This is a genomic window from Pseudomonas sichuanensis (assembly GCF_003231305.1).
GTDB classification, from domain to species: domain Bacteria; phylum Pseudomonadota; class Gammaproteobacteria; order Pseudomonadales; family Pseudomonadaceae; genus Aquipseudomonas; species Aquipseudomonas sichuanensis.
Window position 1 is genome coordinate 25,050 of sequence record NZ_QKVM01000016.1, and the last position, 26,925, is coordinate 51,974.

Sequence of the window (26,925 nt, forward strand, 5' to 3'; positions counted from 1 at the left end):
GCCCGCTCACCGGTACAATCGACCTCTTTGCCGCAACGCTTGGAGTCCGATCTCCCGTGTCAGTTCTGCGCCTACCGCAAATGTCGGCCACGGCCGGCAAACATACCTGGGGCAACCTGCCCGGTGCCGCCTTGAGCCTGGCCATCGCCGAAGCCGCCAGCAGTGCCGGCCGCTTCACCTTGCTGCTGACCGCCGACAGCCAGGCCGCCGATCGCCTGGAGCAGGAGCTGCGCTTCTTTGCCCCGGACCTGCCGGTGCTGCCCTTCCCCGACTGGGAAACGCTGCCCTACGACCTGTTCTCGCCGCACCAGGACATCATCTCGCAGCGCATCGCCAGCCTGTACCGGCTGCCGGAGCTGGACCACGGCATCCTGGTGGTGCCGGTGACCACCGCCCTGCACCGCCTGGCCCCCACGCGCTTCCTGCTGGGCAGCAGCCTGGTGCTGGACGTGGGCCAGAAGATCGACGTCGAGCAGATGCGCACGCGCCTCGAGGCCAGCGGCTACCGCTGCGTCGACACGGTGTACGAGCATGGCGAGTTCGCCGTGCGCGGGGCGCTGATCGACCTGTTCCCCATGGGCAGCAAACAGCCGTACCGCATCGACCTGTTCGACGACGAGATCGAGACACTGCGCACCTTCGACCCGGAGACCCAGCGCTCGATCGACAAGGTCGACTCGGTACGCCTGCTGCCGGCCCGCGAGTTCCCCATGCACAAGGACGAGGTGACCCGCTTCAAGGCCCGCTTCCGTGAGCGCTTCGATGTGGACTTCCGGCGCAGCGCGATCTTCCAGGACCTGACCAGCGGCATCATCCCGGCCGGCATCGAGTACTACCTGCCGCTGTTCTTCGAAGAAACCTCGACCCTGTTCGACTACCTGCCGGCCGACACCCAGGTGTTCTCCCTGCCGGGCGTGGAGCAGGCCGCCGAGCACTTCTGGAACGACGTGCGCGGGCGCTACGAAGAGCGCCGCGGCGACCTCAGCCGCCCGCTGCTGCCGCCGGCCGAGCTGTTCATGCCGGTCGAGGACTGCTTCGCCAAGCTCAAGCAGTGGCCCCGCGTGGTAGTCAGCACCGATGACCTCGAGCCCGGCGCTGGTCGTGAGCGTTTCCCGGCGCGTGCGCTACCCAACCTGGCCATCGAGGCCAAGGCCAACCAGCCGCTGGCGGCGCTGTCGAACTTCCTCGAGCAGTTCCCAGGCCGGGTGCTGTTCACCGCCGAGTCCGCCGGCCGGCGCGAAGTGCTGCTGGAACTGCTCGAACGCCTGAAGCTGCGCCCGCAGACCGTCGAGGGCTGGGCCGACTTCATCACCGGCAGCGAGCGCCTGGCGATCACCATCGCCCCGCTTGACGACGGCCTGCTGCTGGACGACCCAGCCATTGCCCTGGTGGCCGAGAGCCCCTTGTTCGGCCAGCGCGTGATGCAGCGCCGGCGCCGCGACAAACGCGGCGAGGCGGCCAACGACGCGGTGATCAAGAACCTTACCGAGCTGCGCGAAGGCGCGCCGGTGGTGCACATCGACCATGGCGTAGGCCGCTACCTGGGCCTGGCCACGCTGGAAATCGACAGCCAGGCCGCCGAGTTCCTCACCCTGGAATACGCCGAGGGCGCCAAGCTCTACGTGCCGGTGGCCAACCTGCACCTGATCGCCCGCTACACCGGCAGCGACGACGCCCTGGCGCCGCTGCACCGGCTGGGTTCGGAAGCCTGGCAGAAGGCCAAGCGCAAGGCCGCCGAACAGGTGCGCGACGTCGCCGCCGAGCTGCTCGACATCTATGCCCGCCGTGCCGCGCGCAAAGGCTACGCCTTCGCCGACCCGGCCGCCGACTACGCCACCTTCAGCGCCGGCTTCCCGTTCGAGGAAACCCCCGACCAGCAGAACGCCATCGAGGCCGTGCGCGAGGACATGCTCGCCGCCAAGCCCATGGACCGCCTGGTGTGCGGCGACGTCGGCTTCGGCAAGACCGAGGTGGCCATGCGCGCCGCCTTCATCGCCGTGCACAGCGGCCGTCAGGTGGCGGTGCTGGTGCCGACCACCCTGCTCGCCCAGCAGCACTACAACAGCTTCCGCGACCGCTTCGCCGACTGGCCGGTGACAGTCGAGGTGATGAGCCGCTTCAAGTCGGCCAAGGAAGTCAGCGCCGCCGCCGCCGAACTCGCCGAAGGCAAGATCGACATCCTCATCGGCACCCACAAGCTGCTGCAGGACGACGTGCGCTTCAAGGACCTGGGCCTGGCGATCATCGACGAGGAACACCGTTTCGGCGTGCGCCAGAAAGAGCAGCTCAAGGCCCTGCGCAGCGAAGTGGACATCCTCACCCTGACCGCCACGCCGATCCCGCGCACGCTGAACATGGCGGTGTCGGGCATGCGCGACCTGTCGATCATCGCCACCCCGCCGGCGCGACGCCTGTCGGTGCGCACTTTCGTCATGGAGCAGAACAAGAGCACGGTCAAGGAAGCGCTGCTGCGTGAACTGCTGCGCGGCGGCCAGGTGTACTACCTGCACAACGACGTGAAGACCATCGAAAAATGCGCCGCCGAACTGGCCGAGCTGGTACCGGAAGCACGCATCGGCATCGGCCACGGGCAGATGCGCGAGCGCGAACTCGAACAGGTGATGAGCGACTTCTACCACAAGCGTTTCAACGTGCTGATCGCCTCGACCATCATCGAGACCGGCATCGACGTGCCCAGCGCCAACACCATCGTCATCGAGCGCGCCGACAAGTTCGGCCTGGCGCAGCTGCACCAGTTGCGCGGCCGGGTCGGGCGCAGCCACCACCAGGCCTACGCCTACCTGCTCACGCCACCGCGCCAGCAGATCAGCGCCGATGCCGAAAAGCGCCTGGAAGCCATCGCCAACACCCAGGACCTGGGTGCCGGCTTCGTCCTGGCCACCAACGACCTGGAAATCCGCGGCGCCGGCGAGCTGCTCGGCGACGGCCAGAGCGGGCAGATCCAGGCGGTCGGCTTCACCCTGTACATGGAAATGCTCGAGCGCGCGGTCAAGGCCATCCGCAAGGGCAACCAGCCGAACCTCGAGCAACCGCTTGGCGGCGGCCCGGAGATCAACCTGCGCCTGCCGGCGCTGATCCCCGAGGATTACCTGCCGGATGTGCATGCGCGCCTGATCCTCTACAAACGCATCGCCTCGGCGGCGGACGAGGAAGGCCTCAAGGACCTGCAGGTCGAGATGATCGACCGCTTCGGCCTGCTGCCCGAGCCGAGCAAGAACCTGATGCGCCTCACCCTGCTCAAGTTGCAGGCGGAAAAGCTCGGCATCAAGAAAGTCGATGCCGGCCCCAATGGCGGCAAGCTCGAGTTCGAGGCGCAAACCCCGGTCGACCCGCTGACCCTGATCAAGCTGATCCAGGGCCAGCCCAAACGCTACAAGTTCGAAGGTGCAACCCAGTTCCGCTTCATGGTGCCGATGGAACGCCCCGAAGAACGCTTCAATACACTGGAGGCGCTGTTCGAGCGCCTGACCCCACAGCCAAACTAAGGAAGCTCCATGCGTGCCATTCGTTGCCTGACCCTGCTGCTGGCGTTGTTCGCCCCGACCGCCTTCGCCGCCGGCCCCTATCAGGTGGAAATGATCCTGGTGCGGCAGAACGCCGTGCCGGCGATCACCAGCCCGTTCGCCCCGGAAGACTGGAGCGCCGGCGCGCCGCGCCTGGAAAAAGGCGCCGAGCGCCCGGCCGGCCTGGGTGACGAAATCACCCGCCTGCAGGCCACCGCCGACTACACCGTGCTGTTGCACAAAGCCTGGCAGCAGGACGGCGAGACCATCGCCCTGGGCGCCGGCGACGAGCAGTTCGGCCACTTCCCCATCGAAGGCAACCTGAGCATCAAGGAAGATCGCTTCATCGCCGTCGACGCCAACTTCTGGGTCAACCAGCTCGACAGCAACGGCAGCGTGATGCAGAGCGAACAGCTCAAGCAGAGCAACAGCAACATGAAGGCTGGCCAGCTGACCTTCCTCGACGGCGGTCACCTGGCCGTGCTGATCAAGGTATCGCCTGCCGGCATGCGCAAGATGCCGCTGCCGGACCCGGAGATGATGGAGCAGTGAGGTGAGTGAAAGCGATGCGCAGTTCCTCGTCCGCAATCACGACGGCTGGACATTCGCGTTCGACCGCGGGGCACTGCAACGCGGCCTGAAGTATGCCGAAGAGGGCAGAAGCGAGATCGTGTCGATCCTCGACATGACCATCCGCGCCCAATGCCATGGCTCCGCTGGCAGCGTCTATTACCAGCGGATCACGCTGGACATGACCGAGGACGGCCTGGCGTGTGACGGCACCTGTTCATGCCCGGTAGGCAAGAACTGCAAGCACTGTGCAGCTGCACTGTTTGCCCTTGAGCGCGGCGCTGACCATGTCGAAGGTGATCAACACCTCCCGGCCGCGTCACACTCCCTGGACTTGCCGCCCGAGCTTGCGCACTGGGTGGAGGCACTCGAGGTACCGGCGACGCCCGCCAGCGAGCCGGCCAAGCGCAAGGGCCCATCGCTGTACTACCTGCTGGGTATCGATCACGGTCGCTGCATGCTCAGCGTGTTCAAGGGCACGCGCCAGGCCGACGGCAGCTTGAAACTGACACGCCCCGGCTCGATGCCGGAGCTGATCTATTACACGCCGCGCTACGTGACTGACGAAGACCTGCGCACACTGCGCCTGATCGACGCCATGAGCAAGGATTACGCCCTGCCCATTGCCCGCCTTGAAGGCAAGAAAGGCGCGGATCTATACGAGTACGCGCTGGCAACGGGCCGGCTGCTGTACAGCGAACAGCAGACCCCGCTCGCCCCAGGGCCCGACCTGCATGCCGATTTTCGCTGGGTGCGGCTGGACAATGGCAGCTACCGCGGCGCGTGGCACCATGAAGACAAGGCGCACTGGCTGGCATTGCCGCTCGAACCGCTCTACTACGTAGACCCGCAAACGGGACAGACCGGCAAACTGCTGCACGATCTCGACCCGTTCATCGCCAGCCAGCTTGCCAGCGCCCCTACGGTCCCGGAACACCTGATCGTGCCGTTGAGCCACCGCCTGAACGCCCTGAATCGCCAGGTACCGACGCCCACGACAGTGCGCAGCGAGCAGATAGAAGACATCCAGCCCACGGCGCGCCTGACCCTCGGCAGCCTCGAATACAGCGCCTACACACCGAAGACCGGGCGCATGCAGCGGCAGATGCAACACCGTGCAGCGCTGTCGTTCGATTACGACGGCCTGCGCACCAGTGGCAACGACAGCAAGCCGCTGACCCGCCTGGTCGACAGCACCAGCCAGCGCATCCGCCGCCAGCCCCAGGCCGAGCAGGCGCTGCGCAATACGTTGCGCGATGCCGGCTTCAAACCCGCCACCCGCCAGAGCAAAGCGCTGCCCGACAGCGCCGGCGAGATGTATCAGCTAGCCGATGACGAAGCCTGGCTGCGCTTTGCCCGCGAGGGCCTGCCGCGCTTGCGCGAAGCCGGCTGGGCAGTGGACGTGCACCGCGACTTCGCCTTCAACCTGCACGAGGTCGACGACTGGTACGCCACCATCGACGAAGCGCCGGGCCACGAATGGTTCGATCTGGAACTGGGTATCGTGGTCGAGGGCCAGCGCCACAGCCTGCTGCCCATCGTCCTGCAGTTGCTGCGCAGCAGCCCGGAACTGCTGCGCGCCAGCGAGCTGGCACGGCGCAGCGACGACGAACACCTGCTGATCGACCTCAACCGCGCCCGCCACGACAGCCCTGCCCTGCGCGTCGCCCTGCCCTACGGGCGCATCAAGGCGGTGATGGGCACCCTCGGCGAGCTGTACCTGCACGAAGACGCCGTCGGCCCGAGCCTGCGCCTGGAGCGCGCTGACGCCGCGCGCCTGAACGACATCGAACACCTGCCCCTGCTGTGGGAAGGTGGCGCCCAGGTGCGCGACCTGGGCCGGCGCCTGCGCGATGCCCGCGACCTGCAGGTGCAAGCACCCAAAGGCCTCAATGCAACCCTGCGCCCCTATCAACAGCAAGGCCTGAACTGGCTGCAAGCCCAGCGCGAGATGGGCACCGGCGCAATCCTCGGCGACGACATGGGCCTGGGCAAAACCCTGCAAACGCTTGCCCACCTGTTGCTGGAGAAGGAGGCCGGGCGCCTGACCCATCCAGCCCTGGCGGTGATGCCCACCAGCCTGGTGCCCAACTGGCTCGACGAAGCCAAGCGCTTCGCCCCCAAACTGCGTGTGCTGGCCCTGCACGGTCCAGGCCGCAACAAGCATTTCCCCGCACTGGGCGACTACGACCTGGTGCTGACCACCTACGCGCTGGTACCCCGCGACCTTGAGCACCTCAAGCCACAACCCTGGCACCTGCTGGTACTGGACGAGGCGCAGAACATCAAGAGCAGCACCAGCAAGGCTGCCCAGGCGGTGCGCGAATTGCAGGCCACCCAGCGGCTGTGCCTCACCGGCACGCCCATGGAAAACAACCTGGGTGAGCTGTGGTCGCTGTTCCATTTCCTGATGCCCGGCTGGCTGGGCGACAGCAAGCGCTTCACCCAGGACTATCGCACCCCGATCGAACGCCACGGCGACACCGAGCGCATGGCCCATCTGGCCAGCCGCATCCGCCCGTTCCTGTTGCGCCGCACCAAGGAACAAGTGGCCACGGAACTGCCGGCCAAGACCGAGATGATCCACTGGGTCGAGCTCAGTGACGCCCAGCGCGACACCTACGAGGCGGTAAGGGTGGCGATGGACAAGAAGGTCCGCGACGAGATCGCCCGCAACGGCGCGGCGCGCAGCCAGATCATCATCCTCGACGCCCTGCTCAAGCTGCGCCAGGTGTGCTGCGACCTGCGCCTGGTCCAGGGCACCGAAAGCAGGGGCAACTTCGCCGACAAGGGCAAGCTGGGCAGCCTGCTGGAGATGCTCGAGGAGTTGCTCAGTGAAGGGCGCAAGGTCCTGCTGTTCTCGCAGTTCACCTCGATGCTGGCGCTGATCGAGTTCGAGCTGGAAAAACGCGGCATCCGCTACAGCCTGCTGACCGGCGACACCCGTGATCGCCGCGCCCCGGTGCAGCAGTTCCAGAACGGCGACAGCGAGGTGTTCCTGATCAGCCTCAAGGCCGGCGGCACCGGCCTGAACCTGACCGCGGCCGACACCGTGATCCACTACGACCCGTGGTGGAACCCGGCCAGCGAAAACCAGGCCACCGACCGCGCCTATCGCATCGGCCAGGACAAACCGGTGTTCGTGTTCAAGCTGATCACCCGGGGCACGGTTGAAGAGAAGATCCAGCAACTGCAGCAGGAGAAGGCGGCGCTGGCGGCCGGGCTGCTCGATGGTGGCCAGGCCGGGCAGTGGCGATTGGGGGATGAGGAGATTGACGCGCTGTTCGCACCGCTGCCGGGCAAGCGCGGCCGTTAAACCAGGTTTCCCTGTGCCGGTCTCTTCGCGGGTAAACCCGCTCCCACAGGGACAGTGCCAGTCTCAAGGGCGGCACGAATACTGTGGGAGCGGGTTCACCCGCGAAGAGGCCGGTGAGGTCAATCGACCAGTTGTGCCTCTTTCAACGCCCCCAGCGCCTCCAGCCAACGCGGCTGCTGGCGGTAATCGGTGCATGCGAAGCCCTGCCCGCGCATGCGCGCGATGCGCGGCGACGGCTTGACCTTCATGCGCTGTGCTGCGCTCAGGGCCAGCTCGGCCGCCGCCCGGTCATTGCACACCAGGCCCATGTCGCAACCGGCGCTCAACGCGGCTTCGATGCGGCTGGCGGCATCGCCCACCACGTGAGCGCCAGCCATCGACAGGTCATCGCTGAAGATCACCCCATCGAAGCCCATCTCGCCACGCAGGATGTCCTGCAACCAGCGGCGCGAGAAACCAGCCGGCTGGTTGTCGACCTGCGGGTAGATGACGTGGGCCGGCATCACTGCCGCCAACTGGCCGCTGAGGCGGCAGAACGGCACCAGGTCCGCGGCGCGCAGTTGCTCCAGGCTGCGCTCATCGACCGGGATGGCAACGTGGGAGTCGGCCTCGGCCCAGCCGTGCCCGGGGAAGTGCTTGCCGCAGGCAGCCATGCCAGCGGCATTCATGCCACGGATGAAGGCCCCGGCCAATTGCGTGGCACGCTCGGGGTTACCTTCAAAGGCCCGGCTGCCCACTACGGCGCTGCGCTGGTGGTCGAGGTCGAGCACTGGCGCGAAGCTCAGGTCCAGGCCAACCGCCAGTACCTCGGTCGCCATCAACCAGCCGCATTGCTCGGCCAGGTACTCGGCGTTGTCGTTGTCGGCGATCGCGCGCATGGCTGGCAGGCGCACGAAACCTTGACGCAGGCGCTGCACCCGGCCGCCTTCCTGGTCCACGGCAAGGATGAGCTCGGGGCGCACGGCGCGGATCGATGCGCACAGCTCGCGCACCTGGCGCGGGCTGTCGATATTGCGGGCGAAGATGATCAAGCCGGCCACTTCGGGCTGGCGCAGCAGATGGCGGTCTTCGGCGGTCAGCCATTTGCCGGCGATATCTACCATCAGAGAGCCTTGCAGGCTGGCGGTCATAGCGAGTCCTTCATTGAAGATTCAGGGAGGCCCAATGCGGGCAAGCGGCCTCGTCTATCCGTACCGGGCAATGGGCGGGTACGCGATCGAACAAGGCAAGCAGATCGTCGTTGCGCAGGCGTACACAGCCATGGGACAGCGCAGTGCCCATAGGTTCAGTGTCGGGCGTGCCATGCAGATAGATGTAACGCTGGAAGGTATCGACCGGACCCAGCCGGTTGTACCCCGGCTCGCAGCCGCTGAGCCAGAGAATGCGCGTGAGGATCCAGTCGCGATCCGGAAACTGCGCTTGCAGCGCCGGCGACCAGACCTCGCCCGTCCAGCGCCGGCTGCTGAGCACCGCGCCCATTGGCAGGCCGCTGCCGATCCTGGCGCGCACCTGATGCAGGCCACGCGGCGTGCACCCAGAGCCTTTGCGCTCTCCCGCGCCATTGAGCGCCGTGGAAATCGGCAGGCGCAGCAGCAGCACGCCATGGGCGAAGCCATAGAGGCATTGATCAGCGAGGGAAATGTGCAGGAAATCGAGGTCGGGCATGGCGCTAGCTTATCTGAAGCGCCCTGCTCCGCCCAGTGAGTCAGGCCTTGGCCGGGGCGCTGGCTTTGCTGCGCGGGCGCAGTTGTGCGCCAGCCATGGCCGCGTCGGTAACGCCGGTGTCGGCGCGCATGCCGGCTGCCAGGAACGGCACCATCAGGCGCATCACCTGCTCGATCGAGGTATTGATGCCGAAGTCGGTCTCGGCGATGGCGCGCAAGGCCTTGATCCCGGACATGCTGAACGCCGCAGCACCCAGCATGAAATGCACACGCCAGAACAGCTCCAGCGGAGGAATGCGCGGGGCGGCCTCGTTGACCAGCAGCATGTAGCGGCGGAACACCTTGCCGTACATGTCTTCCAGGTAACGCCGAAGGTGCCCCTGGCTCTGGCTGAACGCCAGGCCCAGCAGGCGCATGAAGATTGACAGGTCGTTGTTGCTGCGCGGCTGTACTGCAAGGGCCTGCTCGACCAGCATCTCCAGCAGTTCTTCAAGCGAGGCCTTGTGCTCGGGGCGCGCCTGGTGGCGCTCCAGCTCGCGTTCGAGGCTGGCGCAGAACGGCCCGAGGAATCGCGAGAACACCGCCTGGATCAGGGCCTTCTTCGAACCGAAGTGATAGTTCACCGCCGCCAGGTTGACCCCCGCCTTGCTGGTAATCAGCCGCAGTGAGGTTTCTGCGAACCCGCGCTCCGCGAACAGCTGCTCCGCCGCATCGAGGATGCGTTCAACGGTTTCCGATTGGGCCATGACTACTCCGCCTGACAAACAGTTGTTTGAAACATACGTTTCAGGCCTGCTGATGTCAAGGCTCGGTGACCGGGCAGTCGCCATTTAAAAGCGCCAAGCCACAAGCTGCAAGCGACAAGATGCGCGGGGCTTTTGATCTTTCTTGCAGCTTGCGGCTTGCAGCTCGCAACTCACTGTATATAATCCCAGTCACTGTATAAAAAGACAGAGTCCTCGCCCATGCTGAAACTGACGCCACGCCAAGCCGAGATCCTGGCTTTCATCAAACGCTGCCTCGAAGACAACGGCTTCCCTCCGACCCGTGCCGAGATCGCTCAGGAACTGGGCTTCAAGTCGCCCAATGCGGCCGAGGAACACCTCAAGGCACTGGCGCGCAAGGGCGCCATCGAGATGACCCCCGGCGCCTCGCGCGGCATCCGCATCCCCGGCCTGGAAGCCAAGGCCGAAGAGCACGGCCTGCCGATCATTGGCCGAGTCGCCGCAGGTGCGCCGATCCTCGCCGAACAGCACATCGAAGACTCCTGCAACATCAACCCGGCATTCTTCCACCCCCGCGCCGACTACCTGCTGCGCGTGCACGGCATGAGCATGAAGGACATCGGCATCTTCGACGGCGACCTGCTCGCCGTGCACACCACCCGCGAGGCCCGCAACGGCCAGGTGGTGGTCGCGCGCATCGGTGACGAAGTAACCGTCAAACGCTTCCAGCGTGAAGGCAGCAAGGTCTGGCTGATTGCTGAAAACCCGGAATTCGCCCCAATCGAAGTCGACCTGAAAGAGCAGGAACTGGTGATTGAGGGCTTGAGCGTTGGCGTCCTGCGCCGCTGATCGAGGAGGCGTCATGCAGCCGTTCATCCCTGCACCGCAACAAGTCCAGTTGCCACTGTTCGAGGCATTTTTCGCCAATCCGGTTCTGCCGGGCTTCAAGGCCCGCGAACAGCCGCGCAAAAGCATCCAGCCCGAGCTGTTCAGCGAACTGGCTCTGCGCGGCGCCCCTGGCCATTGCCAGAGCCTGCTGGCACCTGTTTTGCGCGAGCTCAGCGAAGAGGACGACAGCCGCTGGCTCACCTTGATCGCCCCGCCTGCCAGCCTCACGCAAGCATGGCTGCGCGACGCCGGCCTCAACCGCGAACGCATCCTGCTGCTTCAGCCAGGCAGCAACCAGAACGCCCTGCAGCTGGCTTGCGAAGCTTTGCGCCTGGGGCACAGCCATACCGTCGTCAGCTGGCTGGGCAGCGTGAGCAGCAGCGCCCGGCAACAACTGCTGCGCGCCGCCGCCAGCGGAAAAGCACAAAGCCTGAACATCCGCCTTGGCTGATGTTCAGGCTTTGCCTGTCATCCGTTTGTAGCCGTGAGCCTCTAGCGTGGCTCAGTGAAGGACGCGCGGCCCTTCATCACGCTCGAAATCGCCCTCTACCAAGCGACCGGCCATTTGCACACCGACGCTGAGCATGGCCTTGGCCACTTCCACATGCTGTCCTTGCAGGAATGCCTTGGCATCCTCGGAGAAATCCAGGGTTACCAGGGAACCTTCATCCTCGGCGCGGCGCAGCTCGATCCGGCCATCAGGCAACTCGACAATTTCTAGAAAGGACGTTGACATACTTGGGGCCTGCTTTTCACGAAAGGCCGATAGTGTATCAGCCATGATTGCTGTCAGCACTCACTCAGCGCGTCGCGGAATCGTCTCACCAAGCCCTTCAAATGCTTCCGCCAATCTTCAAGCTCTTCTTGCGAGAGCTCTAGCGGCTCGGGCTCATCCAGATTGACCGCCTGGATCAATGGCTGGGTTACATCGGTTTTCGCGCTTTTCTTCGCGACCGGCGGTCGGAACAAATCGGCATAAGCTGCAAGCAGGCGAGCCAGCCAGGTTTCCGGCTGCCGTGCCAGTTCCAGCATCTCTGCCATCTCCGGAATTGCCACGCTCTGCAGCACCTCATCGTTGAGCAGCAGCTCAGCCCGTGCCGCGGCCGCTTGCGGCAAGCGGTAGAAACCGGCGATTTCATGGCACAAGCCCAGCAACGCACCATACAGATGGAACAACGCCGCTTCGCGCTCGGCCTGGACCAACCCCTGGGCGTTCATGGCACCGCTTGCAGTGGCCTTGGCCATGGACTCCAGCGCAAGGCCAGCAAAGAACAGTTTCTGATTGGTGCGGGTGTAGAGTTCCTGGGCCATTTCGGGTGACCTCCTGAAGGCTGCAAGGCGATTGCCTGCAGTTTCAGGGATTGCGCTTTGCTTGTCATCAAATGAGTGGGGCCGCTTGGCCCCCATCGCCGGCAAACCGGTGATGGGGGCCAAGCGGCCCCGATCAAAGCGCTGATCGATCAGCGCTTGTCTTCGACCTTCCACGCCTTGCCGTCGTAGAACGCCTTCCAGCCAGTCGGCTTACCGTCGACTTCAGACTGAACGTACTGCTCCTTGGTCTTGCGGCTGTAGCGGATCACCGCCGGGCGACCTTCAGGATCCTTCTGCGGCGCTTCGCAGAGGAAGTGGTATTTCGGATCGATCTCGTGCTTGTGCGGCACGATCTCCAGCACCAGCGGCGCACGGGTTTCGCGATTCTTGGGGAACTGGCTGGCGGCCAGGAACAGACCTGAGGCACCGTCACGCAGCACGTAGGTGTCGTCGACCTTCTCGCACTTGAGCTCGGGCATGTCCACCTTGTCCATCTTCGGTGGCGCCGCCTCGCCGCTCTTGAGCAGCTTGCGGGTGTTCTTGCACGTCGCATTGGTGCAACCGAAGAACTTGCCGAAACGGCCGGTCTTGAGCTGCATCTCGCTGCCGCACTTGTCGCATTCCAGGCTCGGCCCTTCGTAACCCTTGATGCGGTAGCTGCCCTCTTCGATCTCGTAGCCGACGCAATCCGGGTTGTTGCCGCAGATGTGCAGCTTGCGCTTCTCGTCGAGCAGGTAGGCGTCCATCGCGGTCGAGCAGATAGGGCAGCGATGCTTGCCACGCAATACCAGCGACTCGGACTCACCTTCGTCGTCGGCAGCAATCTCGTCGCCCGGCACCAGGTTCACAGTGGCCTTGCAACGCTCTTTGGGTGGCAGGCTATAGCCCGAGCAGCCAAGGAATACGCCGGTGGAGGCCGTGCGGATCATCATCGGCCGCCCGCATTCCTTGCACTCGATATTGGTTGGGGTCGGCTGGTTGGCACGCATGCCATGCTCGGTGGACTCGGCGGTTTGCAGCTTCTTGCTGAAGTCACCGTAGAACTCGTCCAGCACGTTCTTCCAGTCACGCTCGCCCTGGGCTACGTCGTCGAGGTTCTCTTCCATGCCAGCGGTAAAGCCGTAGTCCATCAGGTTGGAGAAACTCTCCGACAGGCGTTCAGTGACGATGTCGCCCATTTTCTCGGAGTAGAAGCGGCGATTGTGCAGGGTCACATAGCCACGATCCTGGATGGTCGAAATGATCGCGGCATAGGTCGATGGTCGGCCGATACCGCGCTTTTCCATTTCCTTGACCAGGCTGGCTTCGGTGAAACGCGCCGGCGGCTTGGTGAAGTGCTGGCTAGGGTCGATCTGGATCAGTTTGAGCGCTTCGCCCTGCGCCATGTCTGGCAGCACGTCGTCTTCACCTGGCTTGCTCTGCTGCGGCAATACACGGGTGTAACCGTCGAACTTGAGGATACGGCCTTTGGCACGCAGCTCGAAATCGCCAGCCGCCACGGTAACGCTGGTGGACAGGTACTGCGCCGGCGGCATCTGGCAGGCCAGGAACTGGCGCCAGATCAGCTCGTACAGGCGCTCGGCATCACGCTCCATGCCGGTGAGCTTGGTCGGGTGGGTGTTGACGTCGGACGGGCGAATCGCCTCGTGCGCTTCCTGGGCCCCTTCCTTGCTACCGTAGACGATGGGCGCGGCCGGCAGGTACTGCTTGCCGAACTCTTTCTCGATGTAGCTGCGCGCCATTTCCACGGCATCGACCGACAGGTTGGTCGAGTCGGTACGCATGTAGGTGATGTAACCGGCTTCATACAGACGCTGGGCCATCATCATGGTTTTCTTCACCCCATAGCCCAGGCGGTTGCTCGCGGCTTGCTGCAGGGTGGAGGTGATGAACGGTGCCGAGGGCTTGCTGCTGGTCGGCCGGTCTTCGCGCTTGCTGACGCTGTAGCTCGACGCCTTGAGCTTCTCCAGCGCGGCCATGGCCTGGGCTTCGTTGAGTGGTTTGAAGGCTTCGCCCTTCTCGCGCGCCACTTCGAAGCGCACCTTGGCGTTCTTGGCGGTACCCAGGTCGGCGTGGACTTCCCAGTATTCTTCCGGGTTGAAAGCGCGGATCTCGCGCTCACGCTCGACGACCAGCTTCACCGCCACCGACTGCACACGGCCAGCGGACAGGCCACGGGCGATTTTAGCCCACAGCAACGGCGAAACCATGTAACCCACCACGCGATCGAGGAAACGACGCGCCTGCTGGGCATTGACCCGATCGATATCGAGCTCGCCCGGCTGCGAGAACGCTTCCTGGATGGCTTTCTTGGTAATTTCGTTGAACACCACACGCTTGTAGCGGCTGTCGTCACCACCGATGGCTTCGCGCAGGTGCCAGGCAATGGCTTCCCCCTCGCGATCCAAGTCGGTTGCGAGATAGATGGTGTCGGCATCCTTGGCCAGGCGGCGCAGCTCTTCGATCACCTTCTCCTTGCCGGGAAGGATCTCGTACTTGGCTTTCCAACCGGCCTCAGGGTCGACGCCCATGCGTGCCACCAGCGTGCGGCGGGCCTTTTCCTTGGGCGTCAGTGCCGGAGCCTCAGCTGCGGCCTTGCCACGCTTGGCCGCCGGTTCCTTGCTCGCACTGGCGGAACCGCTGGTGGGGAGGTCGCGGATATGGCCGATACTCGACTTCACCACGTACTGGTTGCCCAGGTACTTGTTGATGGTCTTGGCCTTGGCCGGGGATTCCACAATGACCAGCGATTTGCCCATGGATCGGAGTATTCCTGAATCTGAAGATGAAAAACGCGTCAGGTGCCAGACGCGGCACCGCTATATATAGTGGCAAAACAGTGAGGTCAAGCGCGAACGCTCAGTCGCCGGCCTTGGCCAGCAACCCGGACAGCCCTTCTTCGGCCTCGACCAAAGCAAAGCGTGGCACCTGCTCGCCGTCAACCTCGACCGACTCCAGGAACATCGAAAGCGGCCTCACCCACAGGCCGAACTCGCCGTACAGAGCCTGGTAGAACACCACCCACTCTTCGGTCTCGGAGTGGCGCGCAGCGCCGAACACACGATACTCGGGGCCCTTGTAGTGCCGGTACACACCGGGTTGTATCTGCATGTCGCCCTGCCTCTTGAACAAATCCTGTAAAAAACAAAAACCGGGGCACAGGGCCCCGGTTGCTGCCTTGCAACGCGATCAGACGCGTTCGAAGACAGTGGTGATGCCTTGGCCCAGGCCGACGCACATGGTCGCCACGCCGAGCGTGCCGCCATTCTGCTTCATGACGTTGAGCAGGGTGCCGGAAATTCGCGCACCCGAGCAACCGAACGGGTGGCCCAAAGCGATGGCGCCGCCGTGCAGGTTAACCTTCTCATCCATCTTGTCGAGCACTTTCAAATCTTTCAGCACCGGCAGGGCCTGTGCAGCGAAGGCTTCGTTGAGCTCGATGAAGTCGATGTCGGCCATGCTCAGGCCGGCGCGCTTGAGGGCTTTCTGCGTCGAAGGCACCGGGCCGTACCCCATGATGGCCGGGTCCACGCCCGCCACCGCCATCGAGCGGATCACCGCCAGCGGCTGGATGCCCAGGTCCATGGCGCGCTGGCCGGACATGACGATCATGCACGAAGCGCCGTCGGTGATCTGCGACGAAGTACCGGCGGTAACGGTGCCCCCTTTCGGGTTGAAGGCCGGCTTGAGCGATGCCAGGCCTTCGAGGGTGGTTTCCGGGCGAATGGTCTCGTCGAAGTCGAAGACCTTCAGGAAGCCGTTCTCGTCATAGCCCTGCATCGGGATGATCTCGTCCTTGAACTTGCCTTCCACCGTCGCCTTGTGGGCAAGCTGGTGCGAACGCAGGCCGAACAGGTCCTGCTGCTCGCGGCTGATGCCGTGCATCTTGCCCAGCATCTCGGCGGTCAGGCCCATCATCCCGGAGGCCTTGGCGGCGTGCAGGGACATATGCGGGTTCGGGTCCACGCCGTGCATCATGCTGACGTGGCCCATGTGCTCAACACCGCCGATGACGAACACGTCACCGTTGCCGGTCATGATCGCCTGGGCGGCGGTGTGCAGCGCGCTCATCGACGAGCCGCACAGGCGGCTGACGGTTTGCGCGGCAGAAGTGTGCGGGATCTGGGTCATCAGCGACGCCATGCGCGCGATGTTCCAGCCCTGCTCCAGGGTCTGGTTGACGCAGCCCCAGATCACGTCCTCGACTTCTTTCGGGTCGACCTTGTCGTTGCGCTCCAGCAGCTTGCTGATCAGGTGCGCAGACATGTCCTCGGCGCGGGTGTTGCGGTGCATGCCACCCTTGGAGCGGCCCATCGGCGTGCGACCGAAGTCGACAATCACCACGTCTCTTGGATTCAGGCTCATATCAGTATTCTCGCTCTAGCTCGTTGGGCGCTCAGTTGAAGAAGCGCTGGCCGCTCTTGGCCATTTCGCGCAGCTTCGCGGTGGGGTGGTACAGCGGCCCCAGGTCGGCGTACTTGTCGGCCAGTGCGACGAACTCGGCGACCCCGATCGAATCGATGTAGCGCAGCGCGCCACCGCGGAAAGGAGGGAAACCGATGCCGTAGACCAGGCCCATGTCGGCTTCGGCGGCGGTTTCGACGATGCCGTCTTCCAGGCAGCGCACGGTCTCCAGGCACAGCGGGACCATCATCCAGTTGATGATGTCTTCGTCGGTGACCTCACGCTGTTCGAAGACTACCGGCTTGAGCACGTCGAGCACGTCGGCATCAAAGACTTTCTTCGGCTTGCCGCGCTTGTCGGTCTCGTAGGCGTAGAAGCCCTTGCCATTCTTCTGGCCCAGGCGGTTGGCCTCGTACAGCGCGTCGACGGCCGAGCGACGGTCGTCCTTCATGCGGTCCGGGAAGCCTTCAGCCATCACGTCACGGCCATGGTGGCCGGTGTCGATACCGACCACGTCCATCAGATAGGCCGGGCCCATCGGCCAGCCGAACTTTTCCATGACCTTGTCGATGCGCACGAAGTCGACACCGGCGCTGACCAGCTTGGCGAAGCCGCCGAAGTACGGGAACAGCACGCGGTTGACCAGGAAGCCCGGGCAGTCATTGACCACGATCGGGTTCTTGCCCATTTTCTTGGCATAGGCCACGGTGGTGGCAACGGCCACTTCACTGGACTTCTCGCCACGGATGACTTCGACCAGCGGCATCATGTGCACCGGGTTGAAGAAGTGCATGCCGACGAAGTTCTCTGGACGCTTGAGTGCCTTGGCCAGCAGGTTGATCGAGATGGTCGAGGTGTTGGAGGCCAGGATGGCGTCCTCTTTCACCTGCCCTTCCACCTCGGCCAGGACCGCTTGCTTGACCTTCGGGTTCTCGACCACGGCCTCGACCACGATGTCGACGTTGGCGAAATCGCCATACGACAGCGTCGGGCGAATGGCGTTGAGCGCTTCGGCCATCTTCGCCGGGGTGAGGCGGCCTTTCTCGACGCGCTTGCCGAGCAGCTTGGACGCTTCGTTCAGGCCCAGCTGGATGGCTTCCTCGCGGATGTCCTTCATCAGGATCGGCGTGCCCTTGACGGCCGACTGGTAGGCGATGCCGCCACCCATGATGCCGGCGCCGAGCACGGCGGCCTGCTTCACGTCGTGGGCGATCTCGTCATGGGCCTTGGCCTTGCGCTTGAGCTCCTGGTCATTCAGGAACAGGCCGATCAGGCTCTCGGCAACCGAAGTCTTGGCCAGCTTGGCGAAGCCCGCGGCCTCGACTTCCAGCGCCTTGTCACGACCGAAGTTGGCGGCCTTCTGGATGCTCTTGATGGCTTCGACCGGCGCCGGGTAGTTCGGGCCGGCCTGGCCTGCAACGAAGCCCTTGGCGGTCTCGAAGGCCATCATCTGTTCGATGGCGTTAAGCTTGAGCTTCTCAAGCTTGGGCTGGCGCTTGGCCTTGTAGTCCAGCTCGCCGCTGATGGCGCGCTTGACCAGGTCCAGTGCACCCGCCTGCAGCAGCTCAGGGGTAACCACGGCATCGACGGCGCCGACTTTCAGGGCGTCTTCGGCACGGTTTTCCTTACCCGAGGCGATCCACTCGATGGCGTTGTCCGAGCCGACCAGGCGCGGCAGGCGCACGGTGCCGCCGAAGCCTGGGTAGATGCCCAGCTTGACTTCCGGCAGGCCGATCTTGGCAGTGCTAGACATGATCCGGTAATCGGCGGCCAGGCACATCTCCAGGCCACCGCCCAGGGCGATGCCGTTGATGGCGGCAACCGTCGGCACTTCGAGGTCTTCGAAGGCGTTGAAGATACGGTTGGCTTCCAGGTTGCCGGCAACCAGCTCGGCCTCGGGCAGCTTGAAGTTATCGACAAACTCGGTGATGTCGGCGCCGACGATGAACACGTCCTTGCCACTGCTGACGATGACGCCCTTGACCGAAGCGTCGGCCTTGATGGCGTCGACGGCCTCGCGCAGCTCGTTCAGAGTGAGGCGGTTGAACTTGTTGACGGACTCACCCTTGAGGTCGAACTTCAGTTCGACGATGCCGCTTTCAAGAGCCTTAACCGTGATGGCTTTACCTTCGTAAATCATCAACTGATCTCCACGATATGGAAGCTGAACTGTACACGCCGATCGCTGGCGCAAGAGCCGGTCTGCCGGTGTCTTGCCGCAGGCACACCCGTCGGCGCGCTAATCGGGGTTCTGTAAGAGCGATCTGACATACAAACGCTCAATTCATACGCCCGTTTGATTTGGGTGTGCACACATTCTCCGAAAAGATCGGCGTTGTCAAATGCTCTCAAGCACCTTGAAAACGCGACTTTCCAGTCATTTTGTACGCAGCAGGCATCAAGCATGATGACAGTGATCGCCGACCATTCATGTCAGCGATAGACCATGGGCAAGCGCCAACGGCCGCATTTTATTAAACACGCTCGCCAACACTGGCTACACTGGCAGGTGTTCAACGTGTTCCCGGCCTGCCTGGCCTTTTCTGCGCAGCAGAACGCAAAGCGGCGCGCAGGAGCCTTCCGGTTCCTGCGCGCCGCTTTGTCGTTGTCGAGAAGGGATCAGGCGAGAGTTTCGAGCACCTTGGCAATATCCTGCAAAACAGAATCTTCGCCGCGCTCACCCCAGAACAGGGCGATCATCCGGGCGTCGGCCTCGACCTTGTAAACGCTTTCTGGCAATCCAGCAAAGGCTTCGAGCAGCCGCGGGTCCTCACAGGGTTCACGGTAACGGTTCCACCACACACCTGGGCTGACCTGCCAGTAACACCAGCTGTCGTCACGCCCCTTGCGCCGTGCCCGGTGGTACTGCGGGCACGGGCTGGGCGGCTGTTTTTCCAGCCAGTGCGGCCAGTCCTGCGGCGCCAGCTGCATGGCCAGGCCCATGCGCCGCCCCTCCAGGCGCAGGTTCATCTGCCGGCTCTGCTTGCGCGAGGGGCGCAACCAGGCGAGCGGGCTGAGAATCAGCGCAAGGATTGACACCACCAGCCATACCGTCATATCTGTAGACCTTATAAAGCGTTGCAAATGAGCGGGTTACTCATGCTTCACGGACGACCCGCGCGAAAGCGACCATACTTCTTCTATCGCGATTGTCAGGAGTACAGCTCATGTCCTACGAACATCTTCTGGTCGCCGTCGACCTGACCGAAGAATGCGACCCGGTGATCAAGCGCGCGAAAGCGATCGCCTTGGGCAGCGGCGCGAAGGTCTCCCTGGTGCATATCGTCGAGCCAATGGCCATGGCCTTTGGCGGTGACGTGCCGATGGACCTCTCGCAACTGCAGCAGCAACAGTTCGATCAGGCCAAGGAGCGCATGGACCGCCTGTTCAACAAGTATCCGGACATCAACCGAGGCGATTCGCACCTGGTGTATGGCCAGCCACGCCAGGAAATTCACCAGTTGGCGAAAGACCAGAAGTGCGACCTGATCGTGGTGGGCAGCCATGGCCGGCATGGCCTGGCACTGCTGCTGGGCAGCACCGCCAACGATGTGCTGCACGGCGCGCCATGCGACGTATTGGCAGTACGCCTGCTGAAAAAAGCCGAATGATGCCTTGATCGCGGGGCAAGTCGGAGCGGCAGTGTGGCGATCCGACTTGCCCCGCGATGATGTCAGCCCTCCAGCTCAGCCCAGCGTTCCACCAGCGCATCCAGCTCGCCCTGCAGCTTCTCGATCTTGGCCAGCACCGCCGAAGTCTCGGCGATCGGCCGCTGATAGAAGCCCGCAGCGTTCACTTCTTCCTGCGCCTCGGCCATGCGCTGCTCCACCTCGTCGATTTGCCCTGGCAGCATCTCCAGCTCACGCTGCAGCTTGTAGCTGAGCTTTTTCTTCGACGCGTCAGGGGCCGCAGCAACCGGTGCCGGGGCCACCGGCTCCGCCACCTTCTCGACCACTGCACTGTTGAGCTCGGACTTGCCGCCCTTGCTTTCGGTCACACCCAGCAGCTTCGGCGAACCACCCTGGCGAATCCAGTCTTCGTAGCCGCCCACGTACTCGCGCACGCGCCCTTCACCTTCGAACACCAGGGTGCTGGTGACCACGTTGTCGAGGAAGGCCCGGTCGTGGCTGACCATCAGTACCGTGCCTTTATAGTTCGACAGCACCTCTTCGAGCAGCTCGAGGGTTTCCACGTCCAGATCGTTGGTCGGCTCGTCCAGCACCAGCAGGTTGGCGGGTTTGCTGAACAGCTTGGCCAGCAGCAGGCGGGCACGCTCACCACCGGACAAGGCCTTGACCGGGGTACGGGCACGCTGCGGGCTGAACAGGAAATCGCCGAGGTAGCTCAGCACATGGCGGCTCTGGCCATCGATATCGATGAAGTCGCGGCCTTCGGCCAGGTTATCGATGACGGTCTTCTCCAGATCGAGCTGGTGACGCATCTGATCGAAGTAGGCCACTTCCAGCTTGGTACCGATCTCGACCTTGCCCGCTGTCGGCTGCAGATCACCCAGCATCAGCTTGAGCAAGGTGGTCTTGCCAGTGCCGTTGGCGCCGAGCAGGCCGATACGGTCCTGGCGCTGCAGCACCATGGAGAAGTCCTTGACCAGCTTCGGTCCACCCTGGTGCGCGAAGCTGACGTCTTCCAGCAGCATTACCTGCTTGCCGGATTTGTCCGCCACTTCGATCTGGATGTTCGCCTTGCCCTGACGCTCGCGGCGCTCGCCACGCTCCACGCGCAGCGCCTTGAGCGCGCGCACGCGGCCTTCGTTACGGGTACGCCGGGCCTTGATGCCCTGGCGGATCCACACCTCTTCCTGGGCCAGGCGCTTGTCGAACAGCGCGTTGGCGGTTGCCTCGGCTGCCAGTTCGGCCTCCTTGTGCACCAGGAAGCTGGCATAGTCGCCGTTCCAGTCGATCAGGCCGCCACGGTCCAGTTCCAGGATGCGCGTCGCCAGGTTCTGCAGGAATGAACGGTCGTGGGTGATGAACAGCACGGCACCGTTGAAGCTGTTCAAGGCCTCTTCCAGCCAGGCGATGGCGCCGATGTCCAGGTGGTTGGTGGGCTCGTCGAGCAGCAGCAGGTCCGGCTCGGACACCAGCGCCTGGGCCAGCAGCACGCGGCGGCGCCAGCCACCGGACAGCTCGGCCAGGGTCTTGTCGGCCGGCAGCTGCAGGCGGCTGAGGGTGCTTTCGACCACCTGCTGCAGGCGCCAGCCATCGCGAGCTTCCAGCTCGTGCTGAACGTGCATCAGCTTGTCCAGGTCTTCGGCAGTGTGGATGTTCAGGCTCAGGTGATGGTATTCGGCCAGCAGCTCACCCACGCCGTCCAGGCCAGCGGCCACCACATCGAACACCGTACGCTCGTCGGCCACCGGCAGTTCCTGCGGCAGTTCGCCGATCTTGAGGCCCGGGGCACGCCAGATATCGCCATCGTCGGCCTTCTGCTCGCCCTTGATCAGGCGCAGCATGCTCGACTTGCCTGTACCGTTGCGGCCGATGATGCACACCCGCTCACCACGGGCGATCTGCCAGGAAACCTTGTCCAGCAACGGCATGGCGCCGAATGCGAGGGACACATCGCTGAATTTGAGCAGGGTCATGATCATCTCCAAAAACTGGGCGCGCATTCTACCCGACTTGCCTGCGCAGGGCATTAAAACCGCGTTGCCGGCAGCATCGCGTCGGATAACAACTCGATACAAGCACAGTGCTTTCACCGGCCCACAGCAAACGGCTAAGCTAGGCAGTAATACCCAACAGTGCTGGCTCCGCCGTCACTCTCTATGGTTCAACTGCCCGGACGTATCATGCGCAGCCGCCTGTTACAAATTGCTTCCTGCCTATTGCTCACCGCAACTGCCGCGAGTGCCGCACAGGCCGCCGATCTCACCCAGCAGCGCCAGTACTACGACGAAGCCAAGCGCGCCCTGGCCAAAGGCGACAAGGGCCCCTACCTGCGTTACGCGCAAGCACTGCGCGACTACCCGCTGACGCCCTACCTCACCTATGACGAGCTCACCGCACGGCTCAAAAGCGCCAGCAACGAGGAAATCGAAGGCTTCCTCGCCGCTCACGGCGACCTGCCCCAGGCCAACTGGATGAAACTGCGCTGGTTGCGCTGGCTGGCCGAACGCGGCGAATGGAACACCTTCGTCAAATACTACGACCCCAAGCTCAACTTCACCGAGCTGGACTGCCTCAACGGCCAGTACCAGCTGAGCCACGGCCAGCGCGCCCAAGGTTTCGCCACGGCAGACAAGCTATGGAACGTCGGCAAATCGCAACCAGAGGCCTGCGACACGCTGTTCGCCATGTGGGCAGCCGAAGGGCAGTTGACCGAGGCCAAACGCTGGCAGCGCGCCAAACTGGCGGCCCAGGCGCGTAATTACGGGCTGGCCAACAACCTGGTGAAAACCCTCACCACTTTGGCTCCCCAGGGCAAGCTTCTGATCGATGTGGCGCAGAAGCCCGAACTGCTCAACCAGCCTTCGCGCTTCACCCCGGTCAACGAAGCCATGTCCGACGTGGTCAGCCTCGGCCTGCGCCGTCTGGCACGCCAGGATCCGGAGCAAGCCATGGCGCTGCTCGATGACTACGCCCAGCGCATGCACTTCTCCCGCGACGAGAAGGTTGCCATCGCCCGCGAGATCGGCCTCACGCTTGCACGTCGCTATGACCCACGCGCGCTGGACCTCATGACCCGTTACGACCCCGAACTGCGCGACAACACCGTCAGCGAGTGGCGCATGCGCCTGCTGCTGCGCCTGGGCCGCTGGGAAGACGCCTACGAGCTGAGCAAACGCCTGCCGCAGGACCTGGCCAGCAGCAACCGCTGGAAGTACTGGCAAGCCCGCAGCCTGGAACTGGCGCAACCCAACAACCCGCAGATCCCGCTGCTGTACAAGACCGTGGCCCGCGAGCGTGACTTCTATGGTTTCCTCGCCGCCGACCGGGCACAGACCGCCTACCAGCTGAACAACAAGCCATTGCAGCTCAGCCAGCAGGTGATCAACAAGGTGCGCAACACTCCCGGCGTGCGCCGTGCCCTGGAGTTCCATGCCCGCGGCCAGATCGTCGAAGGCCGGCGCGAGTGGTACCACGTCAGCCGCCACTTCAGCCGTGACGAAATGGTCGCCCAGGCGCGCCTTGCCTATGACATGCGCTGGTACTTCCCGGCCATTCGCACCATCAGCCAGGCCCAGTACTGGGACGACCTGGACATCCGCTTCCCCATGGCCCACCGCGACACCCTGGTGCGCGAAGCCAAGGTGCGCGGCCTGCACTCGAGCTGGGTGTTCGCCATCACCCGCCAGGAAAGCGCATTCATGGAAGACGCCCGTTCCAGCGTTGGCGCCAGCGGCCTGATGCAACTGATGCCCGCCACCGCCAAGGAAACCGCACGCAAGTTCAGCATCCCGCTGGCCTCCCCGGCCCAGGTGCTCAACCCGGACAAGAACATCCAGCTCGGCGCCGCCTACCTGAGCCAGGTCCACAGCCAGTTCAACGGCAACCGCGTGCTGGCCTCGGCCGCCTACAACGCCGGCCCCGGCCGCGTACGGCAATGGCTCAAGGGCGCCAAGCACCTGAGCTTCGACGTGTGGGTCGAGTCGATCCCGTTCGACGAGACACGCCAGTACGTGCAGAACGTGCTGTCGTATTCGGTGATCTACGGGCAAAAACTCAATTCGCCGCAACCGCTGGTGGATTGGCATGAGCGGTACTTCGACGACATGTGATCGGAGCTCTGTCGCGGGGCAAGCCCGCTCCCACGCCACCCTATGTACCTTATGGCGTGGGAGCGGGCTTGCCCCGCGATGACACTATTCGAGAACCTCGACGTTCATCCCCACTTTCAGCTCGCCCGCGCCATCCACTGCCAGGTTCTGGCCGAACAGCACATCCCCCTCTTTCTCGCGGAATGTCTTGAGCGTGGTCAGCGGCTCACGGTCCGGGCTGCGCTCGCCCGTGGCGGGGTCGAGGGTGGTGAGGATGCAACGCACGCTGGGTTTGAGCACACGGAAGGTCATGTCGCCAATACGGATGCGCTTCCAGCGGTCTTCGGCAAATGCCTCGGCGCCTTCGACCACCAGGTTCGGGCGAAAACGCAGCATCTCCATGGGGCGCCCGATACGCGCGCTCAGCTCGTCCAGGGAGGCCTGGCCGATCAACAACAACGGAAAACCATCAGGGAATGCGGCGCGGTCGCTGTTCAGGCCATAACCGCTGGGCAGGTACCTCGCCCGCTGGTCAGGGCAATGCACCAGCCGCACCGGCTTGCCCAACAGCTCGCTGAGCCATGCCGCTGCCGCATCCCCCGCATCGGGCACGCGCAGGGTGTCACGCCAGATGGTGACACCACGCAACTCATCGTCGGCAGGTGGCACTGGCACGCTCAATGCCGCCCGCCCCGGCGCGGTGAGCAGCAATTGGCCATTCGCGCCGTAGTCGGCCGTGATCTGCCCGAGTGCAGGCCACGCCCGCTGCGTGAGGAAACGACCGTTCTCGGCCTCTACCACCAACCAGCGCCGATCGCCGTGCAGGCCCAGGCAATCAACCGGCGAGCGTTGCAGGCTCTGCGCCTGCGTCGACTTCACCGGGTAACGATACAACGCACTCAGAATCATCCCTGCCTCACCCTGTGCCGGTAAAAGCCCAAGCTTATACCGGACACCACTGATCCAGGTATCAGGCCGAAGCGGTGTCCATGCTCAGGCGCTGACGGACCACATCCACCAAACGGTCGGGCTGGAACTTGGAGAGGAAGTTGTCGCAACCGACCTTCTTCACCATCGACTCGTTGAAGCTGCCCGACAGCGAAGTGTGCAGCACCACGTAAAGGCCGCGCAGGCGCGGGTCGTTGCGAATTTCGGTGGTCAGCCGGTAGCCGTCCATCTCAGGCATTTCCGCATCGGTGAAGATCATCAGCAGCTTCTCGCAGACATCCTCCCCGGCATCGGCCCAGCCTTTGAGCAGACGCAGCGCCTTCAGGCCATCACTGGCCACGTGCAGCTTCACGCCCAACTGCGACAAGGTATCGCGCAACTGGGCCAGGGCCACGCTGGAGTCATCCACCAGCAGCACTTCGCGGCCACGGGCACGGGCCAGCACCGGGTCTTCGAGCTTGTCACGGGACACCTTGGCGCTGTAGGGCACGATCTCGGCCAGGACCTTTTCCACGTCGATGATTTCCACCAACTGCTCTTCGACCTTGGTGATCGCCGTCAGGTAGTGCTGGCGGCCGGCGCTGGTCGGCGGCGGCATGATGGCCTCCCAGTTCATGTTGACGATCCGGTCGACGCCCCCCACCAGGAAGGCCTGCACCGAACGGTTGTACTCGGTGACGATGATGGTGCTGCCTGGCCCCGGTTGCAGTGGCCGCATGCCGATCGCCTGGGACAGGTCGATCACCGGCAGTGTCTGCCCACGCAGGTTGACCACGCCACAGACGAATGAATGGCGCTGCGGCATCAGCGTCAGCTTGGGCAGTTGCAGCACCTCCTGCACCTTGAACACGTTGATGGCGAACAGTTGCCGGCCAGCCAGACGGAACATGAGGATTTCCAGGCGGTTCTCACCTACCAGTTGCGTACGTTGGTCTACCGTGTCGAGAATGCCGGCCATTTGGACAACCCCCTGGCTTGTGTCGGGAAAATTGATTGCATCCGCCGGTGTATCGGCGGGTATGTGCGCAGCTTGACCCCGGATGGAAAAAGCCGGGATCAGAGATTGATATCACTTTACCATCATGCTTTACTGCCGCCACGCCCCACCACAAGACAACCCTCACAACGAAGCATTCGCCCCTATCTTCATCAGGGAAACCCCTACCCGCAATCGGGTGCAACCTGATGTTCGCAATATCCTTTAGCCATTAATGTGACGCCATTCTCAATGCATGAATGGAGTCAGGCTTTTGCTCGCGATCGCCCAGGTGTGGCCCACCCAGCTCCAGCCCCGCGCGCTGGAGTGTCATGATGGATAACGCACCACTGCAGGACTTCCTGCTGGATGCACAGTCCCTGCTGAGCAAGGCCCAGGAATGCCTGCAGCACCTCGAACTCATCGGCAACGACCCCGACGCTTGCCATTGCCTGAACGAAAGCCTCGACCTCCTGGCCTTTCGAGCCGACGCCCTCGGCCTGCTCGAAGTGGCCCATTACGCCCACACCCTGCAACAGCTGCTCGCCCCTGCGTGCAGGCAACGACACTTGCAGGGCAAGACATTGCCGGCACTGGCGGCCTGCCTGACACTGCTGGCGTGGCAGCTGGAACTGGTTGACCCGCTCACCGGCCGGCTGAGCCTGGACAGCGAAGAGCAACATCTGCTGCTCAACGAGCTGGCCAACGCCCTCGGCCAGCCATGCCTCCCCTGCCCGCCCAACGGCGGCAACTGCACGGCTGCGCATGCTGGGCAGGCAACAACGGGACTCTGATGTTGCAAGCGCAGCAAGCAACAACTAACCGGCTGCTCTTGCGCAGCAACTAAGCCAGACCATCGCCCAACTTGCAAAGTTGCACAAG

Annotated in this window: 21 protein-coding genes; 8 read left to right on the forward strand and 13 right to left on the reverse strand. The window is 63.8% G+C overall.

Translation table 11 applies throughout. The features are described from left to right. Window positions 1-56: 56 nt before the first annotated feature. Genes mfd through DM373_RS10695 form a run of 3 tightly spaced genes read left to right on the forward strand, consistent with a single transcriptional unit; the run spans window position 57 to window position 7,410 of the window. Window positions 57-3,506, forward strand: coding sequence for a transcription-repair coupling factor (mfd, locus tag DM373_RS10685; RefSeq protein WP_110993537.1), 3,450 nt, complete (start codon window positions 57-59; stop codon window positions 3,504-3,506). Between the two features lie 9 nt (window positions 3,507-3,515). After that, entirely contained in the window at window positions 3,516-4,076 is a 561-nt protein-coding gene (locus DM373_RS10690; protein WP_110993538.1) for a CsiV family protein, read from the forward strand. A 1-nt stretch (window position 4,077) separates the two neighbouring features. Then, window positions 4,078-7,410 (forward strand): DEAD/DEAH box helicase, encoded by a 3,333-nt coding sequence (locus tag DM373_RS10695; RefSeq protein ID WP_110993539.1) that lies wholly within the window; start codon window positions 4,078-4,080, stop codon window positions 7,408-7,410. A 119-nt stretch (window positions 7,411-7,529) separates the two neighbouring features. Here the strand turns inward: DM373_RS10695 and nagZ are convergent, their stop codons facing one another. The 3 genes from nagZ to DM373_RS10710 are packed head-to-tail and all read right to left on the reverse strand — an operon-like array spanning window position 7,530 to window position 9,820. Continuing rightward, on the reverse strand, window positions 7,530-8,528 hold the full coding sequence (gene nagZ / locus DM373_RS10700) for a beta-N-acetylhexosaminidase (RefSeq protein ID WP_208642791.1): 999 nt from the start codon (window positions 8,526-8,528) through the stop codon (window positions 7,530-7,532). Between the two features lie 22 nt (window positions 8,529-8,550). Further along, window positions 8,551-9,075: a L,D-transpeptidase gene (locus tag DM373_RS10705; protein WP_110993541.1), complete on the reverse strand. Its 525-nt coding sequence runs from the start codon at window positions 9,073-9,075 to the stop codon at window positions 8,551-8,553. A gap of 40 nt (window positions 9,076-9,115) precedes the next feature. Beyond that, window positions 9,116-9,820 (reverse strand): TetR/AcrR family transcriptional regulator, encoded by a 705-nt coding sequence (locus DM373_RS10710; protein WP_110993542.1) that lies wholly within the window; start codon window positions 9,818-9,820, stop codon window positions 9,116-9,118. Window positions 9,821-10,039: 219 nt separating this feature from the next. On the opposite strand from DM373_RS10710, the gene lexA reads away from it, so the two are divergent. Next, window positions 10,040-10,648, forward strand: coding sequence for a transcriptional repressor LexA (lexA, locus tag DM373_RS10715; RefSeq protein ID WP_110993543.1), 609 nt, complete (start codon window positions 10,040-10,042; stop codon window positions 10,646-10,648). A 13-nt stretch (window positions 10,649-10,661) separates the two neighbouring features. After that, window positions 10,662-11,138 carry an SOS-induced cell division inhibitor SulA gene (gene sulA / locus DM373_RS10720; RefSeq protein ID WP_110993544.1) on the forward strand — a complete coding sequence of 159 codons (477 nt, stop codon included), beginning with the start codon at window positions 10,662-10,664 and terminating at the stop codon, window positions 11,136-11,138. Between the two features lie 51 nt (window positions 11,139-11,189). On the opposite strand, the gene DM373_RS10725 is transcribed toward sulA, so the two are convergent. The 7 genes from DM373_RS10725 to DM373_RS10755 form a co-directional block, all read right to left on the reverse strand. Then, window positions 11,190-11,423: a hypothetical protein gene (locus tag DM373_RS10725; protein WP_043215749.1), complete on the reverse strand. Its 234-nt coding sequence runs from the start codon at window positions 11,421-11,423 to the stop codon at window positions 11,190-11,192. A gap of 53 nt (window positions 11,424-11,476) precedes the next feature. Then, window positions 11,477-11,998 carry a DUF6586 family protein gene (locus DM373_RS10730; RefSeq protein WP_110993545.1) on the reverse strand — a complete coding sequence of 174 codons (522 nt, stop codon included), beginning with the start codon at window positions 11,996-11,998 and terminating at the stop codon, window positions 11,477-11,479. Window positions 11,999-12,147: 149 nt separating this feature from the next. After that, a complete protein-coding gene (topA, locus tag DM373_RS10735) occupies window positions 12,148-14,757 on the reverse strand; it encodes a type I DNA topoisomerase (protein WP_110993546.1) in 2,610 nt (869 codons plus the stop codon). A gap of 100 nt (window positions 14,758-14,857) precedes the next feature. Continuing rightward, window positions 14,858-15,109 (reverse strand): DUF1653 domain-containing protein, encoded by a 252-nt coding sequence (locus DM373_RS10740; RefSeq protein WP_110993547.1) that lies wholly within the window; start codon window positions 15,107-15,109, stop codon window positions 14,858-14,860. 78 nt (window positions 15,110-15,187) lie between these two features. Then, window positions 15,188-16,363 (reverse strand): acetyl-CoA C-acyltransferase FadA, encoded by a 1,176-nt coding sequence (gene fadA / locus DM373_RS10745; protein WP_110993548.1) that lies wholly within the window; start codon window positions 16,361-16,363, stop codon window positions 15,188-15,190. A gap of 31 nt (window positions 16,364-16,394) precedes the next feature. Continuing rightward, window positions 16,395-18,542: a fatty acid oxidation complex subunit alpha FadB gene (gene fadB, locus DM373_RS10750; protein ID WP_110993549.1), complete on the reverse strand. Its 2,148-nt coding sequence runs from the start codon at window positions 18,540-18,542 to the stop codon at window positions 16,395-16,397. 479 nt (window positions 18,543-19,021) lie between these two features. After that, the gene (locus tag DM373_RS10755; RefSeq protein ID WP_110993550.1) at window positions 19,022-19,459 is read right to left on the reverse strand and encodes a hypothetical protein; all 438 of its coding nucleotides are present in this window, start codon (window positions 19,457-19,459) and stop codon (window positions 19,022-19,024) included. A 110-nt stretch (window positions 19,460-19,569) separates the two neighbouring features. Between DM373_RS10755 and DM373_RS10760 the strand changes: the two genes are divergently transcribed. Next, window positions 19,570-20,013, forward strand: coding sequence for a universal stress protein (locus DM373_RS10760; RefSeq protein ID WP_110993551.1), 444 nt, complete (start codon window positions 19,570-19,572; stop codon window positions 20,011-20,013). A gap of 62 nt (window positions 20,014-20,075) precedes the next feature. On the opposite strand, the gene DM373_RS10765 is transcribed toward DM373_RS10760, so the two are convergent. Next, window positions 20,076-22,004: an ATP-binding cassette domain-containing protein gene (locus DM373_RS10765; RefSeq protein ID WP_110993601.1), complete on the reverse strand. Its 1,929-nt coding sequence runs from the start codon at window positions 22,002-22,004 to the stop codon at window positions 20,076-20,078. A gap of 207 nt (window positions 22,005-22,211) precedes the next feature. Between DM373_RS10765 and DM373_RS10770 the strand changes: the two genes are divergently transcribed. Next, window positions 22,212-24,140, forward strand: coding sequence for a transglycosylase SLT domain-containing protein (locus DM373_RS10770; protein ID WP_110993552.1), 1,929 nt, complete (start codon window positions 22,212-22,214; stop codon window positions 24,138-24,140). Window positions 24,141-24,224: 84 nt separating this feature from the next. Here the strand turns inward: DM373_RS10770 and DM373_RS10775 are convergent, their stop codons facing one another. Further along, the gene (locus tag DM373_RS10775; protein WP_110993553.1) at window positions 24,225-25,028 is read right to left on the reverse strand and encodes an MOSC domain-containing protein; all 804 of its coding nucleotides are present in this window, start codon (window positions 25,026-25,028) and stop codon (window positions 24,225-24,227) included. A gap of 61 nt (window positions 25,029-25,089) precedes the next feature. Further along, window positions 25,090-26,025: a chemotaxis protein CheV gene (locus DM373_RS10780; protein WP_110993554.1), complete on the reverse strand. Its 936-nt coding sequence runs from the start codon at window positions 26,023-26,025 to the stop codon at window positions 25,090-25,092. Window positions 26,026-26,378: 353 nt separating this feature from the next. Between DM373_RS10780 and DM373_RS10785 the strand changes: the two genes are divergently transcribed. Further along, window positions 26,379-26,837 (forward strand): histidine kinase, encoded by a 459-nt coding sequence (locus tag DM373_RS10785; RefSeq protein ID WP_244215056.1) that lies wholly within the window; start codon window positions 26,379-26,381, stop codon window positions 26,835-26,837. Window positions 26,838-26,925 lie beyond the last annotated feature (88 nt).

Coding starts and splice junctions, on each gene's coding strand:
- topA (WP_110993546.1), bottom strand. CDS start 14,757: ATGGGCAAATCGCTGGTCATTGTGGAATCCCCGGCCAAGGCCAAGACC.
- DM373_RS10760 (WP_110993551.1), top strand. CDS start 19,570: ATGTCCTACGAACATCTTCTGGTCGCCGTCGACCTGACCGAAGAATGC.
- DM373_RS10765 (WP_110993601.1), bottom strand. CDS start 22,004: ATGACCCTGCTCAAATTCAGCGATGTGTCCCTCGCATTCGGCGCCATG.
- DM373_RS10785 (WP_244215056.1), top strand. CDS start 26,379: ATGGATAACGCACCACTGCAGGACTTCCTGCTGGATGCACAGTCCCTG.
- DM373_RS10725 (WP_043215749.1), bottom strand. CDS start 11,423: ATGTCAACGTCCTTTCTAGAAATTGTCGAGTTGCCTGATGGCCGGATC.
- DM373_RS10730 (WP_110993545.1), bottom strand. CDS start 11,998: ATGGCCCAGGAACTCTACACCCGCACCAATCAGAAACTGTTCTTTGCT.
- lexA (WP_110993543.1), top strand. CDS start 10,040: ATGCTGAAACTGACGCCACGCCAAGCCGAGATCCTGGCTTTCATCAAA.
- sulA (WP_110993544.1), top strand. CDS start 10,662: ATGCAGCCGTTCATCCCTGCACCGCAACAAGTCCAGTTGCCACTGTTC.
- DM373_RS10705 (WP_110993541.1), bottom strand. CDS start 9,075: ATGCCCGACCTCGATTTCCTGCACATTTCCCTCGCTGATCAATGCCTC.
- DM373_RS10780 (WP_110993554.1), bottom strand. CDS start 26,025: ATGGCCGGCATTCTCGACACGGTAGACCAACGTACGCAACTGGTAGGT.
- DM373_RS10740 (WP_110993547.1), bottom strand. CDS start 15,109: ATGCAGATACAACCCGGTGTGTACCGGCACTACAAGGGCCCCGAGTAT.
- DM373_RS10775 (WP_110993553.1), bottom strand. CDS start 25,028: ATGATTCTGAGTGCGTTGTATCGTTACCCGGTGAAGTCGACGCAGGCG.
- DM373_RS10690 (WP_110993538.1), top strand. CDS start 3,516: ATGCGTGCCATTCGTTGCCTGACCCTGCTGCTGGCGTTGTTCGCCCCG.
- DM373_RS10770 (WP_110993552.1), top strand. CDS start 22,212: ATGCGCAGCCGCCTGTTACAAATTGCTTCCTGCCTATTGCTCACCGCA.
- DM373_RS10710 (WP_110993542.1), bottom strand. CDS start 9,820: ATGGCCCAATCGGAAACCGTTGAACGCATCCTCGATGCGGCGGAGCAG.
- fadB (WP_110993549.1), bottom strand. CDS start 18,542: ATGATTTACGAAGGTAAAGCCATCACGGTTAAGGCTCTTGAAAGCGGC.
- DM373_RS10755 (WP_110993550.1), bottom strand. CDS start 19,459: ATGACGGTATGGCTGGTGGTGTCAATCCTTGCGCTGATTCTCAGCCCG.
- fadA (WP_110993548.1), bottom strand. CDS start 16,363: ATGAGCCTGAATCCAAGAGACGTGGTGATTGTCGACTTCGGTCGCACG.